This is a genomic window from Pseudorhodoferax sp. Leaf265 (assembly GCF_001422365.1).
Lineage (GTDB): Bacteria > Pseudomonadota > Gammaproteobacteria > Burkholderiales > Burkholderiaceae_C > Pseudorhodoferax.
On record NZ_LMMT01000038.1, the window covers coordinates 344,152 to 363,810 of the forward strand.

Sequence of the window (19,659 nt, forward strand, 5' to 3'; positions counted from 1 at the left end):
CAGGGATGTCAGAAATTTCTTGACGCTCTGCGCGTCTCCTGCGCCCCTTGCTGTGTGCCACGCGCTGCCGTGCCAGGCGCCATGAGTGGCGGTTATAGACACCGCCCGGAGTTTCATTGGCCGGCGCGGCAGGCCCTCTCTACATTCCTGCCCATCGCAAGCGCATCCCTGCGCTCGCAGTGCCTCCAGGAGCCCATGACATGCAATCGACGCCGACCCTCCCCGCTTCGCTGCGCACGACGATGCCCTATGTGGACGGCGCTTTCGTCGCCACCGCCAAGCGCTTCGCCAACACCAGTCCCATCGACGGCTCCCGCATCGCCGAGGTCTGCGAGGCGGACGCGCCGCTGGTCGACCGCGCGGTGCGCGCCGCGCGGGCCGCGCTAGACGGCCCCTGGGGCGCGTTGTCGCCGGCCGAGCGCGCGCAGGTGCTGCACCGCATCGCCGATGGCATCGAGGCCCGCTTCGAGGACTTCGTCGCGGCCGAGGTGGCCGACACCGGCCGCCTGGTCGAACAGGCGCGCAGCCTGGACGTGGCCCGCGGCATCGCCAACTTCCGCACCTTCGCCGACCTGGTCAAGGTGGGCGGCGGCGAGACCTTCGAGTCGCGCACGCCGGCCGGCGACCTGCTGAACTACACGGTGCGCAAGCCGCACGGCGTGATCGGCATCATCTCGCCCTGGAACCTGCCGCTGCTGCTGCTGACCTGGAAGGTGGCGCCCGCGCTGGCCTGCGGCAACTGCGTGGTGGTCAAGCCCTCGGAGGAGACGCCTTCGTCGGCCACGCTGCTGGCCGAGGTGATGCACGACGCCGGCCTGCCGCCGGGCGTGTTCAACCTGCTGCACGGCTTCGGGCCCGGCTCGGCCGGCGAGTTCCTGACGCGGCATCCGATGGTGGATGCCATCACCTTCACCGGCGAGTCGCGCACCGGCGAGGCCATCATGAAGGTCGCGGCCGAGGGTGTGCGCGAGGTGTCCTTCGAACTGGGTGGCAAGAACGCGGCCGTGGTCTTCGCCGATGCCGACTTCGACGCCGCTGTCGAAGGCGTGCTCAGGTCCTCGTTCACGAACTCCGGCCAGGTCTGCCTGTGTTCGGAGCGCGTGTTCGTGCAGCGGCCGATCTTTGAGCGCTTCGTCGCCGCGCTCAGGCAGCGCACCGAGGCGCTGCGCATCGGTTATCCGGACGAGCCCGGCGTGCACATGGGGTCGCTGATCTCGCAGAGCCACCGGCAGAAGGTGTTGTCGTACTTTGCGCTGGCGGTGGAAGAAGGCGCTACCGTCGTGACCGGCGGGCGCGTACCGCACTTCGGCGACGCCCGCGACAACGGCGCCTTCGTGCTGCCGACCATCTGGACCGGGCTGCCGGACGACGCGCGCTGCAACGTCGAGGAAGTGTTCGGCCCGGTCTGCCACATCGCGCCCTTCGACAGCGACGACGAGGTCGTACGCCGCGTCAACGACAGCAAGTACGGCCTGGCCGCCGCGCTGTGGACCACCAACCTGAAGCGCGCGCACACCGTGTCGCGGCGCCTGCACGTCGGCATCGTCTGGATCAACACCTGGTTCACGCGCGACCTGCGCACGCCCTTCGGCGGCGCCCGGCTGTCGGGGCTGGGCCGCGAAGGCGGGCGGCACTCGCTCGACTTCTATTCCGAGATCAGCAACATCTGCATCCAGCTCTGAGGCGCGCCATGACCACCGTCCACAGCCAGATCGTCGAAGGCAAGGCCCGCCCGCGCGGCCGCTTCCCCCACTACCGCCGCGCCGGCGACTTCATCTACGTCTCGGGCACCAGTTCGCGCCGGCCGGACAACAGCTTCGAGGGCGTCGAGGTCGATGCCCTGGGCACCACGGCGCTGGACATCCGCGCGCAGACACGGGCCGTGATCCGCAACATTGGCGACGTGCTGCAGGCCGCCGGTGCTTCGCTGGCCGACGTGGTCGAGGTCTGCGCCTACCTGGTGAACATGAACGACTTCGGCGGCTACAACGCGGTCTATGGCGAGTTCTTCGACGAGGGCGGGCCGGCACGCACCACGGTGGCCGTGCACCAGTTGCCGCACCCGCACCTGCTGATCGAGATCAAGGCCGTGGCCTACAAGCCGCTGGCCCGTGACGCCTGAACCCCCCTCCACAGAAAGACTGGCACGCCATGCTGCGTTACGGACGCCCCTTCAATTTCCCGCGCTGGATCGACGACAACGCCCATCTGCTCAAGCCCCCGGTGGGCAACCAGCAGATCTGGCAGGACAGCGACCTCCTGGTCACCGTGGTCGGCGGTCCCAACAGGCGCAGCGATTTCCACGACGACCCGCTGGAAGAATTCTTCTACCAGTTCAAGGGCCATGCCCACCTGCTGATCGCCGACCGCGGCCGTTTCGAGCGCGTGGACCTGAAGGAAGGCGACATCTTCCTGATGGCGCCGCACGTGCTGCATTCGCCGCAGCGCCCCGAGGCCGGCAGCCTGTGCCTGGTGGTGGAGCGGCAGCGCCCGGCCTCGCTGCAGGACGCCTTCGAATGGCGCTGCGCCTGCTGCGGCGAGACGGTCCTGCGCCAGACGCTGCAACTGCACAGCATCGTGACGGACCTGCCGCCGGCCTACGAGCGTTTCTATGCCTCCTCCACCGCCGAACGCACCTGCCCGCGCTGCGGCGAAGTCCATCCCGGCCGCGATGCCACCGCCTGGCACCGCGCGCTGGCCGAACACCACGCGTTTGCCTGAAGGACAAGCCATGCCCAAGACGATGAAGATCGACATGCACGCCCACCACTTCCCGCGGCTCACGCGGGCGGAGGCGGACGCGCTGGGTGGGGCCGGTGGGGCCGGCGGCCCCTGGCTGCGCATCGACGCCGACGGTGCGCACGGCCAGATCATGCAGGGCGACCGGCCCTTCCGCCCCGTGGACCGCGTGTTGTGGGACGCCCAGGCACGGCTGGACGACCTGGACCGCCAGGGCGTGGACCTGCAGATCAGTTGCGCCACGCCCATCATGTTCGCCTACAGCGCGCCGGCGCGCCTGGCGGCCGACTGGTGTGCCCGCATGAACGACCATGCGCTGGACTTCGCCAGCGCCGACCCGGCGCGGCTCAAGGTGCTGGCGCAGGTGCCGCTGCAGGACCTGGAGCTGGCCTGCCGCGAGGCCAGCCGCGCACGGCGCGCGGGCCACGTGGGCGTGCAGATCGGCAACCACCTCGGCCCGCGCGACCTGGACGACGATCAGCTCGTCGACTTCCTCACGCACTGCGCCCGCGACGACATTCCCGTGCTGGTCCATCCTTGGGACATGATGGGCCAGGGGCGCATGGCGAAATGGATGCTGCCCTGGCTGGTGGCCATGCCGGCCGAGACGCAGCTGGGCATGCTGTCGCTGATCCTGTCCGGCGCGCTGGAGCGCATCCCGCGTTCGCTGAAGATCTGCTTCGCGCATGGCGGTGGCGCCTTCGCCTTCCTGCTTGGCCGCGCCGACAACGCCTGGCGGCACCGCGACATCGTGCGCCAGGACTGCCCGAACCTGCCGTCCTCCTACCTCGACCGCTTCCATGTGGACAGCGCCGTGTTCGACGCGCGCTCGCTGCGCCTGCTGGCCGAGGTGCACGGCACGCAGCGCATCCTGCTCGGCTCGGACTACCCCTTCCCGCTGGGCGAGGCCCGCATCGGCACGCTGGTGCAGGAGGCCGACTTCCTCGACGAGGCCGAGCGCCAGGCGCTGTTGTCGGGCAACGCGCTGCGCTTCTTCTCGCTGGCCGAGGGCGCCGCCCCCGCCTGAGCCGCGCGGCCGGCCGCTGCCGCATCCCCTTTTTTCTGTGCGGGCGCCTGCAGGGCACCCCGGGGATGGCTGCGCCTGCCTGTTCCACCCACCGCACCCACCACCACCCACCGTTTTCACCACCATCCCAGGAGTCCCCGTGACACCCGAACAACTCTCCACGGCCGCGCAAGCGCTGCGCGAGGCGGCGGCGACCGGCCGCCCCATCGCGCCGCTGTGCGAGACCTATCCCACGCTGGACGGATCCGCCGCCTATGCCATCCAGCGGCTCAACACCGAGCACCGCGTCGCCAGCGGCCGGCGCATCGTGGGCTGCAAGATCGGGCTGACGGCACGCGCCGTGCAGGCCCAGCTTGGCGTCGACCAGCCCGACTTCGGCATGCTGTTCGACGACATGGGCTACGGCGACGGCGAGCCGATCTCGCTGGCGGCTTTGCAGCAGCCCAAGGTCGAGGCCGAGGTCGCCTTCGTGCTGGGGCGTGACCTGGACATGGCGGCGCCGACGCAGGCCGAGGTGATGAACGCCATCGCCTACGCGCTGCCCGCGCTGGAGATCGTCGGCAGCCGCATCGCGGACTGGAACATCCGCTTCGTCGACACCGTGGCCGACAACGCGTCGTCCGCCGCTTATGTGCTGGGCACCACGCCGCAGCCGCTGCCAGCGCTGGACCTGCGCCTGTGCGGCATGGCGATGACGCGCCGTGGCGAACCGGTTTCGACCGGCGCCGGCGCGGCCTGCCTGGGCCATCCGTTGAACGCCGTGGTCTGGCTGGCGCGCACCATGGCCGCGCTCGGCCGTCCGCTGCGGGCCGGTGACCTGGTGCTGTCGGGCGCGCTCGGCCCGATGGTGCCGGTGGCGCCCGGCGACGTGTTCGAGGCCCGGATCAGCGGCCTGGGCAGTGTCCGCGCCGTCTTCGAAGCCGCAACTTCCAAGGAAACGTCATGAGCAAGATCCAGGAATGGGCCCGCCTGCTGGACACGGCCGCGCAGGCGCGCAGCGCCGTGCCGCAGATCGATCCCCAAGGCCGGCTGTCGCTGGACGACGCCTACGCGGTGCAGGCCGCGTCCATCGCCTGCCGTCTGGCGCGCGATGAGCGGCGCGTCGGCGTGAAGATGGGGTTCACCAGCCGCGCCAAGATGGTCCAGATGGGCATCTCCGATGTGATCTGGGGTCGCCTCACCAGCGCCATGCAGTGCGAGGAGGGCGCGCCCGTGCCGTTCGCGCGCTTCGTGCATCCGCGTGTCGAGCCCGAGCTGGCCTTCGTGCTGAAGAAGGACCTGGCGGGCGATGCCACGGCCGTCGAGGCCCTGGCGGCGGTGGAGGCCATCGCGCCGGCCCTGGAGATCATCGACTCGCGCTACCGCGACTTCAAGTTCAGCCTGCCCGACGTGGTGGCCGACAACGCCTCGTCCAGCGGCTTCGTGCTCGGGCCGTGGTGCGATCCGCGCCAGGACTTCGGCAACCTGGGCCTGGTGCTCAGCATCGACGGGCAGGTGCGGCAGGTGGGCTCCACCGCCGCCATCCTCGGCCATCCCATCCGCTCGCTGGTGGCTGCGGCGCGCCTGTCGGCTGCGGCGGGCGAGCCGCTGCGCGCCGGCTGGGTGGTCATGGCCGGCGGCGCCACGCCGGCGGAATGGATACGGCCCGGCCAGCATGTCGCGGTGGAGATGGAGCGCCTGGGCAGCGCCGCATTCCACGTGGGGGGCTGAGCATGCGCCACCACCACCCGAAACTCAAGGTCGCCATCATCGGTCCCGGCAACATCGGCACCGACCTGATGGTGAAGGTCCTGCGCCACGGGCGCCATCTGGAGATGGGCGCGATGGTCGGCGTCGATCCGCAGTCCGAGGGCCTGGCCCGGGCTGAGCGCCTGGGCATCGCCACCACGGCCGGCGGGCTCGACGGCCTGCTCGCCCTGCCGGTCTTCGACGAGATCGACACCGTGTTCGACGCCACCTCGGCCGGCGCCCACCGGCGCCACCACGAGGTGCTGTCGGCCCGCGGCGTGCAGCTCATCGACCTCACGCCGGCTGCCATCGGCCCCTACGTGATCCCGGCCATCAACCTGGCCGCGGTGGACGCGGGCAACCTCAACATGGTCACCTGCGGCGGCCAGGCGACCATCCCCATGGTGGCGGCCGTGTCGCAGGTCGCCAAGGTCCACTATGCGGAGATCGTCGCCTCCATCGCCAGCAGGAGCGCGGGCCCGGGCACGCGGGCCAACATCGACGAGTTCACCGAGACCACCCGCGCCGCCATCGAGACGCTGGGCGGTGCCGAGCGTGGCAAGGCCATCATCGTGCTGAACCCGGCCGAGCCACCGCTGATCATGCGCGACACGGTGTTCGCGCTCTCCGAGTCCGCCAGCGAAGAGGCAGTCGAGGCCAGCATCGCGCAGATGGTGGCCCGCGTGCAGGCCTACGTGCCCGGCTACCGGCTCAAGCAGCGCGTGCAGTTCGACCGCGTGCCGCCGGAGCAGCCCCTGAACGTGCCGGGGCTAGGCCTGCGGCACGGCCTGAAGACCTCGGTGTTCCTGGAGGTCGAGGGCGCCGCGCACTACCTGCCGTCCTACGCCGGCAACCTGGACATCATGACCTCGGCCGCGCTGGCGTGTGCCGAGGCCATGGCCGAGAAACGCATCGCGCGCGGCATCGCCCGCGGCCTCAAGGAGCGCACATGAATCCGGTGAACGACCCAGCCGCCCGCAAGCTGCACATCAGCGACGTGACGCTGCGCGACGGCAGCCACGCGGTGCGCCACCAGTACAGCATCGCGCAGGTGACGGCCATCGCCGCCGCGCTGGACGCCGCCGGCGTGGACAGCATCGAGGTCGCGCACGGCGACGGGCTCAACGGCTCGAGCTTCAACTACGGCTTCGGCGCGCATACCGACGTCGAGTGGATCGCCGCCGTGGCCGGGACGGTGCGCCAGGCGCGCGTAGCGACCCTGCTGATCCCCGGCATCGGCACCGCGCACGACCTGCGCTGTGCCTTCGACGCCGGCGCCCGGGTGGTGCGCGTGGCGACGCACTGCACCGAGGCCGACGTGTCGCGCCAGCACCTGGCCTATGCGCGCGAGCTGGGCATGGACGCGGTGGGCTTCCTGATGATGAGCCACATGACGACCCCGGCGCAGCTCGCGCAGCAGGCACGGCTGATGGAGGGCTACGGCGCCAGCTGCGTCTATGTGGTGGACTCCGGCGGCGCGTTGGGCATGCACGAGGTTCGCGAGCGCTTCCGGGCTTTCAAGGACGTGTTGCGGCCGGAGACGGAGACCGGCATCCATGCGCACCACAACCTGGGCCTGGGCGTCGCGAACTCGCTGGTCGCGGTCGAGGAGGGCTGCGACCGCATCGACGCCAGCCTGGCCGGTATGGGCGCCGGCGCTGGCAACGCGCCGCTGGAGGTGTTCATCGCCGCTGCCGAACGCCAGGGCTGGCGGCACGGCACGGATCTCTTCCGCCTGATGGACGCCGCCGACGATCTGGTACGCCCGCTGCAGGACCGCCCGGTGCGCGTGGACCGTGAGACCCTGGCGCTGGGATATGCCGGTGTCTATTCGAGCTTCCTGCGCCATGCCGAGGCGGCCGCGCGCAAGTATGGCCTGAAGACGGTGGACATCCTGGTGGAGCTGGGTGCGCGGCGCATGGTCGGCGGCCAGGAGGACATGATCGTGGACGTGGCGCTGGACCTGCTGCGCGCCCCGCGCACGGCCGCCGCCTGAAGGCCGGGCGGCGCGTCAGAATCGGGCACCGCCACCTTCTGGACCTTCCGCCATGCACGAGCCGTCCGCCGCCCGGAGCCTGTCCACCGTCAGCATGAGCCGCAAGCTCAAGCTGAGCCAGATGATGGTGTTCTCGCGCGTGCTGGACACCAGCTCCTTCATCCGCGCGGCCAACGAGCTGGGCCTGACGCAGCCCGCGGTTTCCAAGGCCATCTTCGAGATGGAGTCCATGTTCGGCGAGCCGCTGTTCCACCGCTCCAACCGCGGCGTCACGCCCACCGAGTTCGGCGCCATGCTGGGGCGCCGCGTGCGCTCGCTGATGTCCGAGCTGCGCCACCTGACCGACGACGTGCAGGCCTTCCGCCAGGGCGACCGGGGGCAGCTGGTGGTCGGCACGCTGATCGCGGCCTCGGCCGTGCTGCTGCCGCGCTCGGTCGCGAGCCTGCACCGCGAGGCGCCGGGCATCATCGTCACGCTGCGCGAGGGCACGGCCGCGCAGCTGTTCCCGAAGATGATGATGGGCGAGATCGACATCGTCGTGGGCCGCCTGCCCGAACGCGACTCGCCCATCTTCACCGCCTACCCGATCCGGCACGAGACGCTGTACGACGAGGAATTCTGTGTGGTCTGCGGCCCGCGCCATCCGCTGGTGGGCCGCACTTCGGTGGCGGTGACGGAGCTGGGCGAGGCCGACTGGATCCTCCCGCTGCCCGATTCGCCGGCCCGCACCGCGGTCGAGCGCATGTTCGGCGAGGCCGGCATGCTGCTGCCGGTGCCGCGCGTGGAATCGTTGTCGCTGCTGGCCAACGTGGGGCTGTTGCGGCGCACGCAGCTGCTGTCCTTCATGCCGCTGGCCGCCGCCATGCAACTGGTGCAGACCGACAGCCTGGTGATCCTGCCCATGCCGGCCCTGCACTACACCAGCCGCGTCGGTTTCTCGGTGCGGGCGGACAAGGACCTCACGCCCTCGTGCAAGCGTTTCATCACGCACCTGAAGCAGGCGGGGGAGGACCCGTTGAACCTGCAGGAATGAGCCGCAGCTACTCCCGCGGCTTGCCCGCCGCTTGCAGAAAGGTCGGCACGCGCACCCGCAGCCGGTCCGTGCTGCGCGTGTAGTTCGGGCCGCCCAGCCGCCCCACCGGCGCGAAGCGCTCCACGTCCACGCGCAGGCGCTCCCGGTCCAGCAGATCGTCGCGGAAATGCATGGCCAGGATCTCGCCGAACACGATGCTGCGCTGCGCCGACAGGTCCAGCACCTTGAACAGCCGCGCCTCCCAGGCGATGGGGGCCTGGGCGATGCGTGGCACGGCGACCTGCGTGCAGGGCGCCAGCGCGAGGCCGTTGGCCTCGGCTTCGGACACCTGCGCGGGGTAGTCGGTCGCGCAGTGCACCGCCTGTTCGAGGATCGGCTCGTCGACCATGTTCACGACGAACTCGCGGCGCTCGAGGATGTTGCGCAGCGTGTCCTTGGCCTCGCCGGGGCGGTGGCTCTCCTCGCCGTAGCGGTCGATGGCGATCACGAACAGCGGCGGATCCTCGCCCATGTAGTTGAAGGCGCTGAAGGGCGCGGCGTTGCACAGGCCGTCCGCGCCCAGGGTGGTGACCAGCGCGACCGGACGCGGGCCGACGCTGCCGGTGATCAGCCAGTACTTCTGCATCCGGTCCAGGCCCTGCAGGGACACGTACTGCATGGCGGGCCGGGGCTCAGACGCCGACATAACGCTGCCAGAGCTGCGGGTCCGCGGACAGCGCCGCGGACGGGCCCTGCCAGGCGACGCGGCCGCGCTCGACGATGGTGTGCCGGTCGGCGATGCGGATCAGCCGCTCCACGTACTTGTCGATGACCAGCACCGTCTGCCCGGCGGCGCGCAGCTGCTGCAGGCAGCTCCAGATCTCCTCGCGGATCAGCGGGGCCAGGCCTTCCGTGGCTTCGTCCAGGATCAGCAGGTGCGGGTTGGTCATCAGCGCGCGGCCGATGGCCAGCATCTGCTGCTCGCCGCCCGAGAGCTGGTTGCCCATGTTCTTCTCGCGTTCGCGCAGGCGCGGGAACAGTGCATAGATGCGCTCCAGCGTCCAGCGCTTGTCGGCCGCCACGGCCGGCCCGGTGCGCGGGCCCGGGCGCGCGAAGGCGACCAGGTTCTCGCGCACGCTCAGGTTCGGGAAGATCTGCCGACCTTCGGGCACCAGGGCGATGCCCAGGCGGCCGATGCGGTCGGGCGAGAGTTTTTCGATGCGGTGGCCCAGGTAGCGCACCGACCCGGCGCGGCAGGGTGTGAGCCCGAAGATGCTGCGCACGGTGGTGGTCTTGCCCATGCCGTTGCGGCCCAGCAAGGTGTGCATCTCGCCGGCCCGGATGCTGAAGGAGATGCCGAACAGCACTTGGCTGCTGCCGTAAGCGGTCTGCAGGTCCTCGACCTCGATGACTTGCGTGTTCATGCCGTTTCCTCCTCGCCCAGGTAGGCTTTGCGGACCTCGGGGCTGTTGCGGATCGCCTCCGGGCTGCCCGTGTCGATGACGCTGCCGTAGACCAGCACCGAGATGCGGTCCGCGAGCCGGAACACGGCGTGCATGTCGTGCTCCACCAGCAGCATGGTGATGCTGCCGCGCAGCGATTCCAGCAGGTCCGTCATGGCGGCGGACTCGTCGGGGCCCATGCCGGCCATGGGCTCGTCCAGCACCAGCAGGCGCGGCTGGGTGGCCAGGGCCAGCGCCAGTTCGAGCTGGCGTTGTTCGCCGTGCGCGATGTTGCGCGCCAGCGCGTCGGCGCGGTGTGCCAGGCCCACGCGCCGCAGCACCTCGTGCGTCTGGTCGAAGAGCGCGGTTTCGCGGCGGACGGCGCGGAAGAAGGACAGGCTCGTGCCGCTGCGCGCCTGCACCGCCAGCGCGACGTTGTCGAGCACGCTGAAGCTGCGGTAGATATTGGTGATCTGGTAGGAGCGCGCCAGGCCCGCGGCCACGCGTTCGTGCATCGGCCGGCGCGTGATGTTCGCGCCCTCGAAGCGGATGCTGCCGCTGTCCGACGCCAGGGCGCCGGAGATCTGGTGCAGCAGCGTGGTCTTGCCGGCGCCGTTGGGGCCGATCAGCGCATGGATCTCGCCGGCCTGCACCTGCAGGTCCGCATGGTCGGTGGCCACCAGGCCGCCGAAGCGCTTGACGAGCTGGGTGATCTCAAGCATGGGCCTGCTCCGGTGCGGGGGTGGGGACCGTGTTGTCGGCCGCGGGGGATGCCCTGGGCGCAGGCGGGCGGCGCACCAGCAGGCTGGCCAGGCCGTTGCGCGAATACAGCACGATCAGCAGCAGGATGATGCCCAGCGGCAGCTGCCAGTGGATGGTCCAGGCCGACAGCAGCTCCTCGAACAGCAGCAGCACGAAGGCGCCCAGCAGGCCGCCGTAGACGTAGCCCACGCCGCCGATGATGACCATCACCATCAGCGAGCCCGACTGCGTCCAGTACATCAGGCTGGGGCTGACCATGCCGTTCTGGTTGGCGATGAGCGCGCCGCCCAGGCCGGCGATGGCCCCGGCGATCACGAAGGCCACCAGCTTGGTTCGGAAGATGGGGTAGCCGATGGCCTCGGTGCGCTGTTCGTTCTCGCGGATGGCCTGCAGCACGCGGCCGAAGCGGGCGTTGACCAGGCATTGCACCAGCGCCAGCACGCCCAGCAGCAGCACCAACGTGACGTAATAGAACGTCGTGTCCTGCCCCAGGTCCAGCCCGCCCGGCAACGTGGAACGCTGCGCCAGCGGCAATCCGTCGTCGCCGCCATAGGCCGCCAGCGAGACGAACATGTAGTGCAGCATCTGCGCGAAGGCCAGCGTGATCATGATGAAGTACACGCCGTGGGTGCGCAGGCTGATGGCGCCGATGGCACAGGCCGCCAGGCCGGCCACGACGACGGCGGCCGGCCAGGCGATCCAGACCGCGTCCACGCCATGGTGCGCCAGGATGCCCACGGTGTAGGCGCCCAGGCCAAAGAAGGCGGCGTGCCCGAAGCAGACCATGCCGCCGAAGCCGATCAGCAGGTTCAGGCTGGTGGCGACGATGCCGAAGATCATGATCCGTGTGACGACGCCGACGTAGAAGTCGTGCGCCAGCGCCGATGCGGCGTAGGGCAGTGCCACGGCGGCCAGCAGCACGATGGCGGCCAGCGGCTTGTGGAGGGATTGGTGCAGCGAAGACATGGCGTCCCCCCGTTATCCGCGTGCGGGGAACAGCCCCCGCGGCTTCCAGAACAACACGGCAGCCATCAGCACGTAGCTGGACATGGAGGCCGCCGTCGGCCCCAGGGACGAGGCCACCGTGGGCGAGAAGAAGGCGCCGAACAGGGCCGGCAGCGCGGTGCGCCCCACCGTGTCCACCAGGCCGACCAGCAAGGCACCGACCAGCGCGCCGCGGATGGAGCCGATGCCGCCGATCACGACCACCACGAAGGCCAGGATCAGGATGCTCTCCCCCATGCCCACCTGCACCGACAACAACGGCCCCAGCAGCGCGCGATCTCGCTGTAGCAGGCCCAGCCCTCGGCGATGCCGTGCCGCAGCAGCGCGAGCAGCATGGCGTAGCGATCGGTCGTCGGACCATAGTGGTCGTTGAGCCGCTGTTCGAGCGCGGGCCCCAGGGGCTGGTCGCCGACGAAGGCCAGCAGTTCATGGACGGCCTGCAGCAGGGCGTCCTTGTGCGGGCCCATGGGCAGCGCCGTGGCCGACACTGGCGCAAGGGAATCGGGCGGGGTCATCATCACGGGCTCCTGCGGGTCGCTGATGGGATGCAAGCATAGGGAGCGGGGCCCGCGCAGCGTTAATGAATGTTCGGGCTCTCGCTATTCCAAGCGCTGATAGCAATGGTTTGGTGCGCCCCTGCACCGTGGCGGGGCGCGGCAGACCGTGCGTGATCGAGTACCGGGAAATTTCCTACACTGACCGCATGCCCGCCATCTCCCAGGCCTTCCGCTGCTTCGACGAGGTTGCGCGCCGCGGCTCGGTGCGCAAGGCCGCCGAGACGCTGCACCTGACGGCCGCGGCCGTGAACCAGCAGGTGCTGAACCTGGAGGCCACCGTGGGCGTGCCGCTGTTCGACCGGCTGCCACGCGGCATGCAGCTCACGACGGCCGGCGAAATCATGATCGCGGCCGTGCGCCGCAGCCAGCGCGATTTCGACAACGCGCTGTCGCAGGTGGAGGACCTGCGCAAGGTGCGGCGCGGCCATGTCAACCTGGGCGTGCCCCATGCCACGGCCGAGCACCTGCTGCCGCAGGTGATCGAGAACGTGCAGAAGAGCCACCCCGACATCACCTTCAGCGTGCGCTCGGGCAACGGCGAGGCGCTGCAGCGCTGGGTGGCCAATGGCGAGATCGACGTGGCTTTCTGCCTGCGCCGCAAGCCGCCGCCGGGCGTGGAGGAGGTGCGCGCCTACGCCCAGCCGCTGGGCGTGGTCACGGCGCCCGGCCACCCGCTCACGTCCACGCCGCGCCTGCTGCGGCTGCGCGACTGCCTGGACCATCCGCTCATCATGCTGTCGCCGGAAATGGAGTTGCGCAGCCTGCTCGAGCGCGTGGACCCGCGCCTGACCCGGCTGGGCCGCCCGCTCGTGGAGACGGGCTCGGTGCCCATGGTGCGCCGGCTCGTGGCCGGCAGCCAGGCCGTGGGCTTTCTGATCCCCGACAACGTGGCCGAGGACGTGGATGCCGGACGCCTGGTCTGGGTCGCGCTGGAAGACCAGGGCGCAGCGCTGCACAGCTGCATCTACCAGCGCTCGGGCTACAGCACCGCGGTGGCCATGGGCCTGTTCCTCGAAGCGCTGGATGCCGAGGTCAACCGCATCCGCGAGCGCTTCGACACGCGGCACGCGCTGCGCTTGCAGGCGTTCGCGACCTGAGGCTCACACGCCGCGCGCCCGGTCGCGTGCGAACTGCGCGCGGAACTCCGTGAACGTGCCCGCGTCCAGCGCCGCACGGATCTCGGTCATCAGGTTCAGGTAGTAGTGCAGGTTGTGGATGGTGGTCAGCATCGGCCCCAGCATCTCGCCGCAGCGGTCCAGGTGGTGCAGGTAGGCGCGCGAGAAGCCGCCTGTGCCCCCTGCGCCGCTCGCCACACCGCTGGTGCCGGCGCAGGCATGGCAGGTGCAGGTCTCGTCCAGCGGGCGCTCGTCGGCGCGGTGCTTGGCGTTGCGCATCTTGAGGTCGCCGAAGCGCGTGAAGATGGTGCCGTTGCGCGCGTTGCGTGTGGGCATCACGCAGTCGAACATGTCCACGCCCTGGGCCACGCCCTCGACCAGGTCCTCGGGCGTGCCCACGCCCATCAGGTAGCGCGGCTTGTGCGCCGGCAGCCGGTGCGGCGTGTGGGCCATGATGCGCAGCATCTCGGGCTTGGGCTCGCCCACGCTGACACCGCCGATGGCGTAGCCCGGGAAGTCCATCTCCACCAGCGCGTTCAGCGATTCCTCGCGCAGGTGCTCGAACATGCCGCCCTGCACGATGCCGAACAGCGCGTTGGGGTTCTGCAGCCGCGCGAACTCGGCCTGGCAGCGCTTGGCCCAGCGCACGCTGAGTTCCATGGAGGTGCGTGCCTCGGCCTCGGTCGTGATGTGGCCCTTGGTGTCGTAGGGCGTGCACTCGTCGAACTGCATCACGATGTCGCTGTTCAGCACGGTCTGGATCTGCATGCTGACCTCGGGCGTCAGGAACAGCTTGTCGCCGTTGACGGGCGAGGCGAACTTCACGCCTTCCTCGCTGATCTTGCGCATCGCGCCCAGGCTCCAGACCTGAAAGCCGCCCGAGTCCGTCAGGATGGGCTTGTCCCAGCGCTCGAAGCGGTGCAGGCCGCCGAACTGGCGCACCACGTCCAGGCCCGGGCGCATCCACAGGTGGAAGGTGTTGCCCAGGATGATCTGCGCGCCCATCTCTTCGAGCGAGCGCGGCATCACGCCCTTGACCGTGCCATAGGTGCCCACGGGCATGAAGATCGGCGTCTGCACCACGCCGTGGTTCAGCGTGAGCGTGCCGCGGCGGGCGTGGCTGGCGGGGTCTGTCTTGAGCAGGTCAAATTGCAGCATGGTCGTCTCGTGCAAGCAGCATGGCATCGCCATAGCTGAAGAAGCGGTAGCCCTCGCGGATCGCGTGGCGGTACAGGCCCATGATGTGCTCGTAGCCCGCGAAGGCCGAGACCAGCATCATGAGCGTGGACTTGGGCAGGTGGAAGTTGGTCAGCAGCAGGTCCACCACCTGGAAGCGGTGTCCGGGCCGGATGAAGATGCTGGTGTCGCCCTCGGTCTGGCCGCTCTGGGCCCAGGACTCCAGCGTGCGCACGGTGGTCGTGCCCACGGCCAGGATGCGGCCGCCGCGCGCGCGCGCGCGCTCCAGTGCGGCCAGCGTTTCGGGTGGGATCGCGTACCACTCGCTGTGCATGCGGTGCGCGTCCAGGTCTTCCGTCTTGACGGGCTGGAAGGTGCCGGCGCCCACGTGCAGCGTGACGCTGGCGCGGCCCACGCCGCGCGCGTCCAGCGCGGCCAGCACGCCTTCGTCGAAGTGCAGCGCGGCCGTGGGTGCGGCCACGGCGCCGGGCGCGCGCGCGAACACGGTCTGGTAGCGCTGCGCGTCCTCGGCCGTGTCGCTGTGCGTGATGTAGGGCGGCAGCGGCACGTGGCCGTGCGCGGCCATGAGCTGGTGCGGTGTCTCGCCGGCGGGGCCGTGCAAGGCCAGCCGGAACAGCGGGCCGTCCGCATCGGGCCAGCGGCCCAGCAGCCGCGCCGAGAAGCCGCCCGCCATCTGCAGCACGGTGCCGGGCGGCGGCTTCTTGCTCACCTTCATGTGGGCCACGACCTCCTGGCCCAGCAGCACGCGCTCGACCAGCAGTTCGAGCTTGCCGCCGCTGGGCTTCTCGCCGAACAGCCGGGCCTTGACGACCTGGGTGTCGTTGAACACAAGCAGGTCGCCGGCTTGCAGCAGCTCGGGCAGGCTGCGGAAGATGCGGTCGATGGGGGAGGGGCCGCGGCCGTCGAGCAGGCGCGAGGCGCTGCGTTCGGGGGTGGGATGCTGGGCCACGAGATCGGGCGGCAGCGTGAAATCGAAATCGGACAGTGTGTAGGCGCGCATGGCTTGAGGGCCGGACGGGCCCGTTCCAAGAAGGGCGGGATTCTCCCATGGCGCTGCAGGCGGCGGGCACAATGCCGGCCCATGACCTCCGCGAGCGACCTGATCCGCTTCGGCACGACCCCGCAGCAGGTGCTGCTCACGGGCGGCACCGGCTTCATCGGCCGGCTGCTGGCCCAGGCGCTCGTGCGTGACGGCCACGGCGTGAGCGTGTGGACACGTGACCCGGCTGCCGCAGCACGGCGCCTGGGCAGCGGGGTGCGCTGCGTGGCATCGCTGCGCGCGCTGCCGCCGTGCGACGTGGTCGTCAACCTGGCCGGCGCACGCATCCTGGGCTGGCCCTGGACGGCGGCCCGGCGCGCCACGCTGCTCGCGAGCCGCGAAGGCCTCACGCAGCAACTGGTCGGCTGGATGGCCGCGCTGCCCCGCAAACCCTGGCTGCTGCTGCAGGCCTCTGCCGTGGGGTACTACGGCGTGCAGGCGCCCGGCGACGACACCCCCCTGACCGAGGAAGCGCCGCCCCAGCCTGTCTTCATGTCCGAGCTGTGCCAGCGCTGGGAGCAGGCCGCCCTGCGCGCGGCCGACCTGGGTGTGGCGGTCGTGCGGCTGCGCCTGGGCGTGGTGCTGGGCCGCGAAGGTGCGCTGCCGCAGATGCTGCTGCCCATCCGCCTGGGCCTGGGTGGGCCCCTGGCCGGAGGGCGGCAGTGGTTCAGCTGGGTGCATGTGCAGGATGTGCTGCGCGCGATGGCCCACACCTGGGGCCTGGCCGAGGGCACGCCGCCTGGCACGCCGGTCTACAACGTCACGGCGCCCGGCGTGCTGCGCCAGGCCGAGTTCAGCCGCATGGCCGCGCGCCAGCTCCGGCGACCCAGCTGGCTGCCCACGCCGGGCCTGCCGCTGCGTCTGGCGCTGGGCGAGCAGGCCGAACTGCTGACCGCGGGCCAGCGGGTGCTGCCCCGGCGGCTGCTGGGCAGCGGCTTCGCCTTCCGCTTTCCGGACGCGGCCGCGGCACTGAAGGACCTCTGCTGAGCGTGCCGGCCGAACGACCGCGCGAGAGCCCGGCGCAGCGGGCGCTGCACAAGCTAGGGCTGCGCCGCCCCATCGACCTGGCCCTGCACCTGCCGTTGCGCTACGAGGACGAGACCCGCATCGTGCCGCTGGCCGACGCGCACGACGGCGAAGTCGTGCAGATCGCCGCCACCGTGGTCGGCAGCGAGATCCGCCCCGGCCCGCGCCGCCAGCTGCTCGTGACCGTGGACGACGGCACCGACCGCTGCCTGCTGCGCTTCTTCAGCTTCTATCCCTCGCACCAGAAGGCGCTGGCGCCGGGCGCGCGCATCCGTGTGCGCGGCGAGGTGCGCGGCGGCTTCGCTGGCCGGCAGATGCTGCACCCGCAGTTCCGGCCCGACACGGGCGAACTGCCGACCGCGCTGACGCCCGTCTATCCGACGACCGCCGGCCTGCCGCAGAGCTACCTGCGCAAGGCGGTGCTGGCCGGCCTGGCGCGGGCCGATCTGTCCGAAACCCTGCCCACTCCGCAGGCCTGGAGCCTGCGCGCTGCGCTCGATTTTTTGCACCATCCCGCGCCCGAGGTGTCGCTGGCCGCGCTGGAAGACCGCAGCCACCCGGCCTGGCAGCGCTTGAAGGCCGAGGAACTGCTGGCCCAGCAGCTCTCGCAGCTGACGGCCAAGCGCGAACGCGACAAGCTGCGTGCGCCGCGGCTGCCCGCGACCGCAGGCGGTGTGCGCGACGGCTTGCTGGCGACGCTGCCGTTCGCGCTGACCGGCGCGCAGCAGCGCGTGGTGGGCGAGATCGCGGCCGATCTCGCGCTGCACCAGCCCATGCACCGGCTGCTGCAGGGCGACGTGGGCTCGGGCAAGACCGTGGTGGCCGCGCTGGCCGCGGCCGTCTGCATGGACGCCGGCTGGCAGTGCGCGCTGATGGCGCCCACCGAGATCCTGGCGGAGCAGCACTTCCGCAAGCTCGCCGACTGGCTGGAGCCGCTGCTGGCCGCACGCGGCCGTGGCATCGCCTGGCTGGGCGGCGGCCAGAAGAAGAAGGACCGCGAAGCCCAGCTCGCGCGCATCGCCAGCGGCGAGGCCGCGCTGGTCGTGGGCACGCATGCCGTGATCCAGGACAAGGTGCAGTTCCAGTGCCTGGCCCTGGCCGTCATCGACGAGCAACACCGCTTCGGCGTGGCGCAGCGGCTGGCGCTGCGGGCCAAGCTGGCCCACGCGGGCCAGGAGCCGCACATGCTGATGATGAGCGCCACGCCGATCCCGCGCACGCTCGCCATGAGCTACTACGCCGACCTGGACGTCTCCACCATCGACGAGCTGCCGCCCGGCCGCACGCCGGTGGTGACGCGCGTGGTGCACGAGGGTCGGCGCGACGAGGTGGTCGCGCGCATCGGCGAGCAGCTGCGCGAGGGCCGGCAGGTCTACTGGGTCTGCCCGCTGATCGAGGAGAGCGAGGCCGTCGACCTCGTCAACGCAACGGCCACGCATGCCGAGCTGTCCGACGCATTGCCCGGCGTGCTGGTCGGCCTGCTGCACGCGCGCATGGCGCCCGCGGAGAAGAAGGCCGTCATGGCGCTGTTCACCGAGGGCCTCATGGGCGTGCTGGTCAGCACCACGGTGATCGAGGTCGGCGTGGACGTGCCCAATGCCTCGCTGATGGTCATCGAGCATGCCGAGCGCTTCGGCCTGTCGCAGCTGCACCAGCTGCGCGGCCGCGTGGGCCGCGGCGCGGCGGCCTCGGCCTGCGTGCTGCTGTACTCCACAGGCGATGCGCCGCGCCTGGGCGAGACGGCGCGCGCGCGGCTCAAGGCCATGGCCGAGACCACCGACGGCTTCGAGATCGCGCGGCGCGACCTGGAGATCCGCGGCCCCGGCGAGTTCCTGGGCGAGCGCCAGTCCGGCGCGGCGCTGCTGCGCTTCGCTGACCTGGAGGAAGACGCGGGCCTGCTGGCCTGGGCGCGCGAGCTGGCGCCGCGCATGCTGGACGACAACCCCTTGCTGGCCGAGCGCCATGTGCAGAGATGGCTAGGCGGAAAGGCGGAATTTCTCAAGGCTTAGCGGGCCGGAGACAATAGGGCCATGACACTGACAGAGTTGAAGTACATCGTGGCCGTTGCCCGAGAAAAGCACTTCGGCAAGGCCGCCGAAGCCTGCTTCGTCTCGCAGCCCACGCTGTCGGTGGCCATCAAGAAGCTCGAGGAGGAGCTGGACTTGAAGCTGTTCGAGCGCAGCGCCAACGAGGTCACGGTCACGCCGCTGGGCGAGGAGATCGTGCGCCAGGCGCAGAGCGTGCTGGAGCAGGCCGCCAACATCAAGGAGATCGCCAAGCGCGGCAAGGACCCGCTGGCCGGCCCGCTCAAGCTCGGCGTGATCTACACGATTGCGCCCTACCTGCTGCCCGACCTGGTGCGCCAGGCCATCGCGCGCACGCCGCAGATGCCGCTGATGCTGCAGGAGCAGTTCACGGTCAAGCTGCTGGAGTCGGTGCGCACGGGCGAGCTCGATTGCGCCATCATGGCCGAGCCCTTCCCTGATGCCGGCCTGGCGATCGCGCCGCTCTACGACGAGCCGTTCGTGGCCGTGGTGCCCACCAGCCACCCGCTGGCCGCGCAAAGCCACATCACGGCCCAGCAGCTCAAGGCCGAGACCATGCTGCTGCTGGGCAATGGCCATTGTTTCCGCGACCATGTGCTGGAGGTCTGCCCCGAGTTCGCGCGCTTCTCCAGCGACGCCGAAGGCATCCGCCGCAGCTTCGAGGGCTCTTCGCTGGAGACCATCAAGCACATGGTGGCCGCAGGCATGGGCGTGACCCTGGTGCCGCGGCTGGGCGTGCCCAGCGAGGCGCTGGAGCACAAGGGCAAGCGCAAGCGGGCCGACGAGCCCTATGTGAAGTACCTGCCCTTCGACGGCGATCCGCCCACGCGCCGCGTGGTGCTGGCTTGGCGCCGCAGCTTCACGCGCTACGAGGCCATCGCCGCGCTGCGCAACGCGATCTACGCCTGCGAGCTGCCGGGCGTGAAGCGCCTGTCCTGATCCACCGCAAGGCTATCGCAGGCATAGCCC

General features: G+C 70.6%; 20 protein-coding genes and 1 pseudogene. 13 read left to right on the top strand and 8 right to left on the bottom strand.

All coding sequences use genetic code 11. From position 1 onward, the window contains the following. Window positions 1-200: 200 nt before the first annotated feature. The 9 genes from ASF45_RS28735 to ASF45_RS28775 all read left to right on the top strand — a co-directional run bounded on the left by ASF45_RS28735 (window position 201) and on the right by ASF45_RS28775 (window position 8,523). Window positions 201-1,682, top strand: a complete 1,482-nt coding sequence (locus ASF45_RS28735) for a 2-hydroxymuconic semialdehyde dehydrogenase (RefSeq protein ID WP_056671638.1) — start codon at window positions 201-203, stop codon at window positions 1,680-1,682. Between the two features lie 8 nt (window positions 1,683-1,690). Then, window positions 1,691-2,122 (top strand): RidA family protein, encoded by a 432-nt coding sequence (locus ASF45_RS28740; RefSeq protein WP_056671642.1) that lies wholly within the window; start codon window positions 1,691-1,693, stop codon window positions 2,120-2,122. Window positions 2,123-2,151: 29 nt separating this feature from the next. Then, window positions 2,152-2,721, top strand: a complete 570-nt coding sequence (locus ASF45_RS28745; RefSeq protein ID WP_056671644.1) for a 3-hydroxyanthranilate 3,4-dioxygenase — start codon at window positions 2,152-2,154, stop codon at window positions 2,719-2,721. Window positions 2,722-2,731: 10 nt separating this feature from the next. Beyond that, complete coding sequence (locus ASF45_RS28750) at window positions 2,732-3,766, top strand: amidohydrolase family protein (protein WP_056671647.1); 1,035 nt, start codon at window positions 2,732-2,734, stop codon at window positions 3,764-3,766. 139 nt (window positions 3,767-3,905) lie between these two features. Next, window positions 3,906-4,712 carry a 2-keto-4-pentenoate hydratase gene (gene mhpD, locus ASF45_RS28755; RefSeq protein WP_056671650.1) on the top strand — a complete coding sequence of 269 codons (807 nt, stop codon included), beginning with the start codon at window positions 3,906-3,908 and terminating at the stop codon, window positions 4,710-4,712. After that, window positions 4,709-5,476 carry a 2-keto-4-pentenoate hydratase gene (locus tag ASF45_RS28760; RefSeq protein ID WP_056671653.1) on the top strand — a complete coding sequence of 256 codons (768 nt, stop codon included), beginning with the start codon at window positions 4,709-4,711 and terminating at the stop codon, window positions 5,474-5,476. The genes mhpD and ASF45_RS28760 overlap by 4 nt, the downstream gene beginning before the upstream one ends. 2 nt (window positions 5,477-5,478) lie before the next feature. Continuing rightward, complete coding sequence (locus ASF45_RS28765; protein WP_056671656.1) at window positions 5,479-6,447, top strand: acetaldehyde dehydrogenase (acetylating); 969 nt, start codon at window positions 5,479-5,481, stop codon at window positions 6,445-6,447. Next, window positions 6,444-7,490: a 4-hydroxy-2-oxovalerate aldolase gene (dmpG, locus tag ASF45_RS28770; RefSeq protein ID WP_056671659.1), complete on the top strand. Its 1,047-nt coding sequence runs from the start codon at window positions 6,444-6,446 to the stop codon at window positions 7,488-7,490. The genes ASF45_RS28765 and dmpG overlap by 4 nt, the downstream gene beginning before the upstream one ends. A gap of 52 nt (window positions 7,491-7,542) precedes the next feature. Continuing rightward, window positions 7,543-8,523, top strand: a complete 981-nt coding sequence (locus ASF45_RS28775; RefSeq protein ID WP_056671661.1) for a LysR family transcriptional regulator — start codon at window positions 7,543-7,545, stop codon at window positions 8,521-8,523. A 7-nt stretch (window positions 8,524-8,530) separates the two neighbouring features. Here the strand turns inward: ASF45_RS28775 and ASF45_RS28780 are convergent, their stop codons facing one another. The 6 genes and pseudogenes from ASF45_RS28780 to ASF45_RS28805 all read right to left on the bottom strand — a co-directional run bounded on the left by ASF45_RS28780 (window position 8,531) and on the right by ASF45_RS28805 (window position 12,229). Continuing rightward, on the bottom strand, window positions 8,531-9,181 hold the full coding sequence (locus tag ASF45_RS28780) for a flavin reductase family protein (RefSeq protein ID WP_056671664.1): 651 nt from the start codon (window positions 9,179-9,181) through the stop codon (window positions 8,531-8,533). Window positions 9,182-9,194: 13 nt separating this feature from the next. Further along, the gene (locus ASF45_RS28785; protein ID WP_056671667.1) at window positions 9,195-9,926 is read right to left on the bottom strand and encodes an ABC transporter ATP-binding protein; all 732 of its coding nucleotides are present in this window, start codon (window positions 9,924-9,926) and stop codon (window positions 9,195-9,197) included. Beyond that, window positions 9,923-10,666 (bottom strand): ABC transporter ATP-binding protein, encoded by a 744-nt coding sequence (locus tag ASF45_RS28790; protein WP_056671670.1) that lies wholly within the window; start codon window positions 10,664-10,666, stop codon window positions 9,923-9,925. Before ASF45_RS28790 ends, ASF45_RS28785 begins: the two co-directional genes overlap by 4 nt. Then, window positions 10,659-11,672: a branched-chain amino acid ABC transporter permease gene (locus ASF45_RS28795; protein ID WP_056671673.1), complete on the bottom strand. Its 1,014-nt coding sequence runs from the start codon at window positions 11,670-11,672 to the stop codon at window positions 10,659-10,661. The genes ASF45_RS28790 and ASF45_RS28795 overlap by 8 nt, the downstream gene beginning before the upstream one ends. A gap of 12 nt (window positions 11,673-11,684) precedes the next feature. Continuing rightward, a pseudogene (locus ASF45_RS28800) lies at window positions 11,685-11,984 on the bottom strand (branched-chain amino acid ABC transporter permease); the annotation flags it as partial. After that, window positions 11,930-12,229, bottom strand: a complete 300-nt coding sequence (locus tag ASF45_RS28805; protein ID WP_056671675.1) for a DUF4863 family protein — start codon at window positions 12,227-12,229, stop codon at window positions 11,930-11,932. The pseudogene ASF45_RS28800 and the gene ASF45_RS28805, both read right to left, overlap by 55 nt. 185 nt (window positions 12,230-12,414) lie before the next feature. On the opposite strand from ASF45_RS28805, the gene ASF45_RS28810 reads away from it, so the two are divergent. Then, on the top strand, window positions 12,415-13,365 hold the full coding sequence (locus ASF45_RS28810; protein WP_056671680.1) for a LysR family transcriptional regulator: 951 nt from the start codon (window positions 12,415-12,417) through the stop codon (window positions 13,363-13,365). A gap of 3 nt (window positions 13,366-13,368) precedes the next feature. Here the strand turns inward: ASF45_RS28810 and tgt are convergent, their stop codons facing one another. Continuing rightward, entirely contained in the window at window positions 13,369-14,541 is a 1,173-nt protein-coding gene (tgt, locus tag ASF45_RS28815; RefSeq protein WP_056671683.1) for a tRNA guanosine(34) transglycosylase Tgt, read from the bottom strand. Continuing rightward, complete coding sequence (queA, locus tag ASF45_RS28820; RefSeq protein ID WP_056671687.1) at window positions 14,528-15,580, bottom strand: tRNA preQ1(34) S-adenosylmethionine ribosyltransferase-isomerase QueA; 1,053 nt, start codon at window positions 15,578-15,580, stop codon at window positions 14,528-14,530. The genes tgt and queA overlap by 14 nt, the downstream gene beginning before the upstream one ends. An 81-nt stretch (window positions 15,581-15,661) precedes the next feature. On the opposite strand from queA, the gene ASF45_RS36700 reads away from it, so the two are divergent. Genes ASF45_RS36700 through ASF45_RS28835 form a run of 3 tightly spaced genes read left to right on the top strand, consistent with a single transcriptional unit; the run spans window position 15,662 to window position 19,629 of the window. Continuing rightward, window positions 15,662-16,606, top strand: a complete 945-nt coding sequence (locus ASF45_RS36700; protein WP_056671688.1) for a TIGR01777 family oxidoreductase — start codon at window positions 15,662-15,664, stop codon at window positions 16,604-16,606. Window positions 16,607-16,608: 2 nt separating this feature from the next. Then, window positions 16,609-18,654 (top strand): ATP-dependent DNA helicase RecG, encoded by a 2,046-nt coding sequence (gene recG, locus ASF45_RS28830; protein WP_235581061.1) that lies wholly within the window; start codon window positions 16,609-16,611, stop codon window positions 18,652-18,654. 21 nt (window positions 18,655-18,675) lie between these two features. Further along, window positions 18,676-19,629: a hydrogen peroxide-inducible genes activator gene (locus tag ASF45_RS28835; RefSeq protein ID WP_056671691.1), complete on the top strand. Its 954-nt coding sequence runs from the start codon at window positions 18,676-18,678 to the stop codon at window positions 19,627-19,629. Window positions 19,630-19,659: the final 30 nt, after the last annotated feature.

Bases quoted from the DNA above. Each gene is read 5' to 3' on its own strand.
- ASF45_RS28735 (WP_056671638.1), top strand. From the start codon at position 201: ATGCAATCGACGCCGACCCTCCCCGCTTCGCTGCGCACGACGATGCCC.
- ASF45_RS28740 (WP_056671642.1), top strand. From the start codon at position 1,691: ATGACCACCGTCCACAGCCAGATCGTCGAAGGCAAGGCCCGCCCGCGC.
- ASF45_RS28745 (WP_056671644.1), top strand. From the start codon at position 2,152: ATGCTGCGTTACGGACGCCCCTTCAATTTCCCGCGCTGGATCGACGAC.
- ASF45_RS28750 (WP_056671647.1), top strand. From the start codon at position 2,732: ATGCCCAAGACGATGAAGATCGACATGCACGCCCACCACTTCCCGCGG.
- ASF45_RS28760 (WP_056671653.1), top strand. From the start codon at position 4,709: ATGAGCAAGATCCAGGAATGGGCCCGCCTGCTGGACACGGCCGCGCAG.
- ASF45_RS28765 (WP_056671656.1), top strand. From the start codon at position 5,479: ATGCGCCACCACCACCCGAAACTCAAGGTCGCCATCATCGGTCCCGGC.
- dmpG (WP_056671659.1), top strand. From the start codon at position 6,444: ATGAATCCGGTGAACGACCCAGCCGCCCGCAAGCTGCACATCAGCGAC.
- ASF45_RS28775 (WP_056671661.1), top strand. From the start codon at position 7,543: ATGCACGAGCCGTCCGCCGCCCGGAGCCTGTCCACCGTCAGCATGAGC.
- ASF45_RS28780 (WP_056671664.1), bottom strand. From the start codon at position 9,181: ATGCAGTACGTGTCCCTGCAGGGCCTGGACCGGATGCAGAAGTACTGG.
- ASF45_RS28785 (WP_056671667.1), bottom strand. From the start codon at position 9,926: ATGAACACGCAAGTCATCGAGGTCGAGGACCTGCAGACCGCTTACGGC.
- ASF45_RS28790 (WP_056671670.1), bottom strand. From the start codon at position 10,666: ATGCTTGAGATCACCCAGCTCGTCAAGCGCTTCGGCGGCCTGGTGGCC.
- ASF45_RS28795 (WP_056671673.1), bottom strand. From the start codon at position 11,672: ATGTCTTCGCTGCACCAATCCCTCCACAAGCCGCTGGCCGCCATCGTG.
- ASF45_RS28805 (WP_056671675.1), bottom strand. From the start codon at position 12,229: ATGATGACCCCGCCCGATTCCCTTGCGCCAGTGTCGGCCACGGCGCTG.
- ASF45_RS28810 (WP_056671680.1), top strand. From the start codon at position 12,415: ATGCCCGCCATCTCCCAGGCCTTCCGCTGCTTCGACGAGGTTGCGCGC.
- tgt (WP_056671683.1), bottom strand. From the start codon at position 14,541: ATGCTGCAATTTGACCTGCTCAAGACAGACCCCGCCAGCCACGCCCGC.
- queA (WP_056671687.1), bottom strand. From the start codon at position 15,580: ATGCGCGCCTACACACTGTCCGATTTCGATTTCACGCTGCCGCCCGAT.
- ASF45_RS36700 (WP_056671688.1), top strand. From the start codon at position 15,662: ATGACCTCCGCGAGCGACCTGATCCGCTTCGGCACGACCCCGCAGCAG.
- ASF45_RS28835 (WP_056671691.1), top strand. From the start codon at position 18,676: ATGACACTGACAGAGTTGAAGTACATCGTGGCCGTTGCCCGAGAAAAG.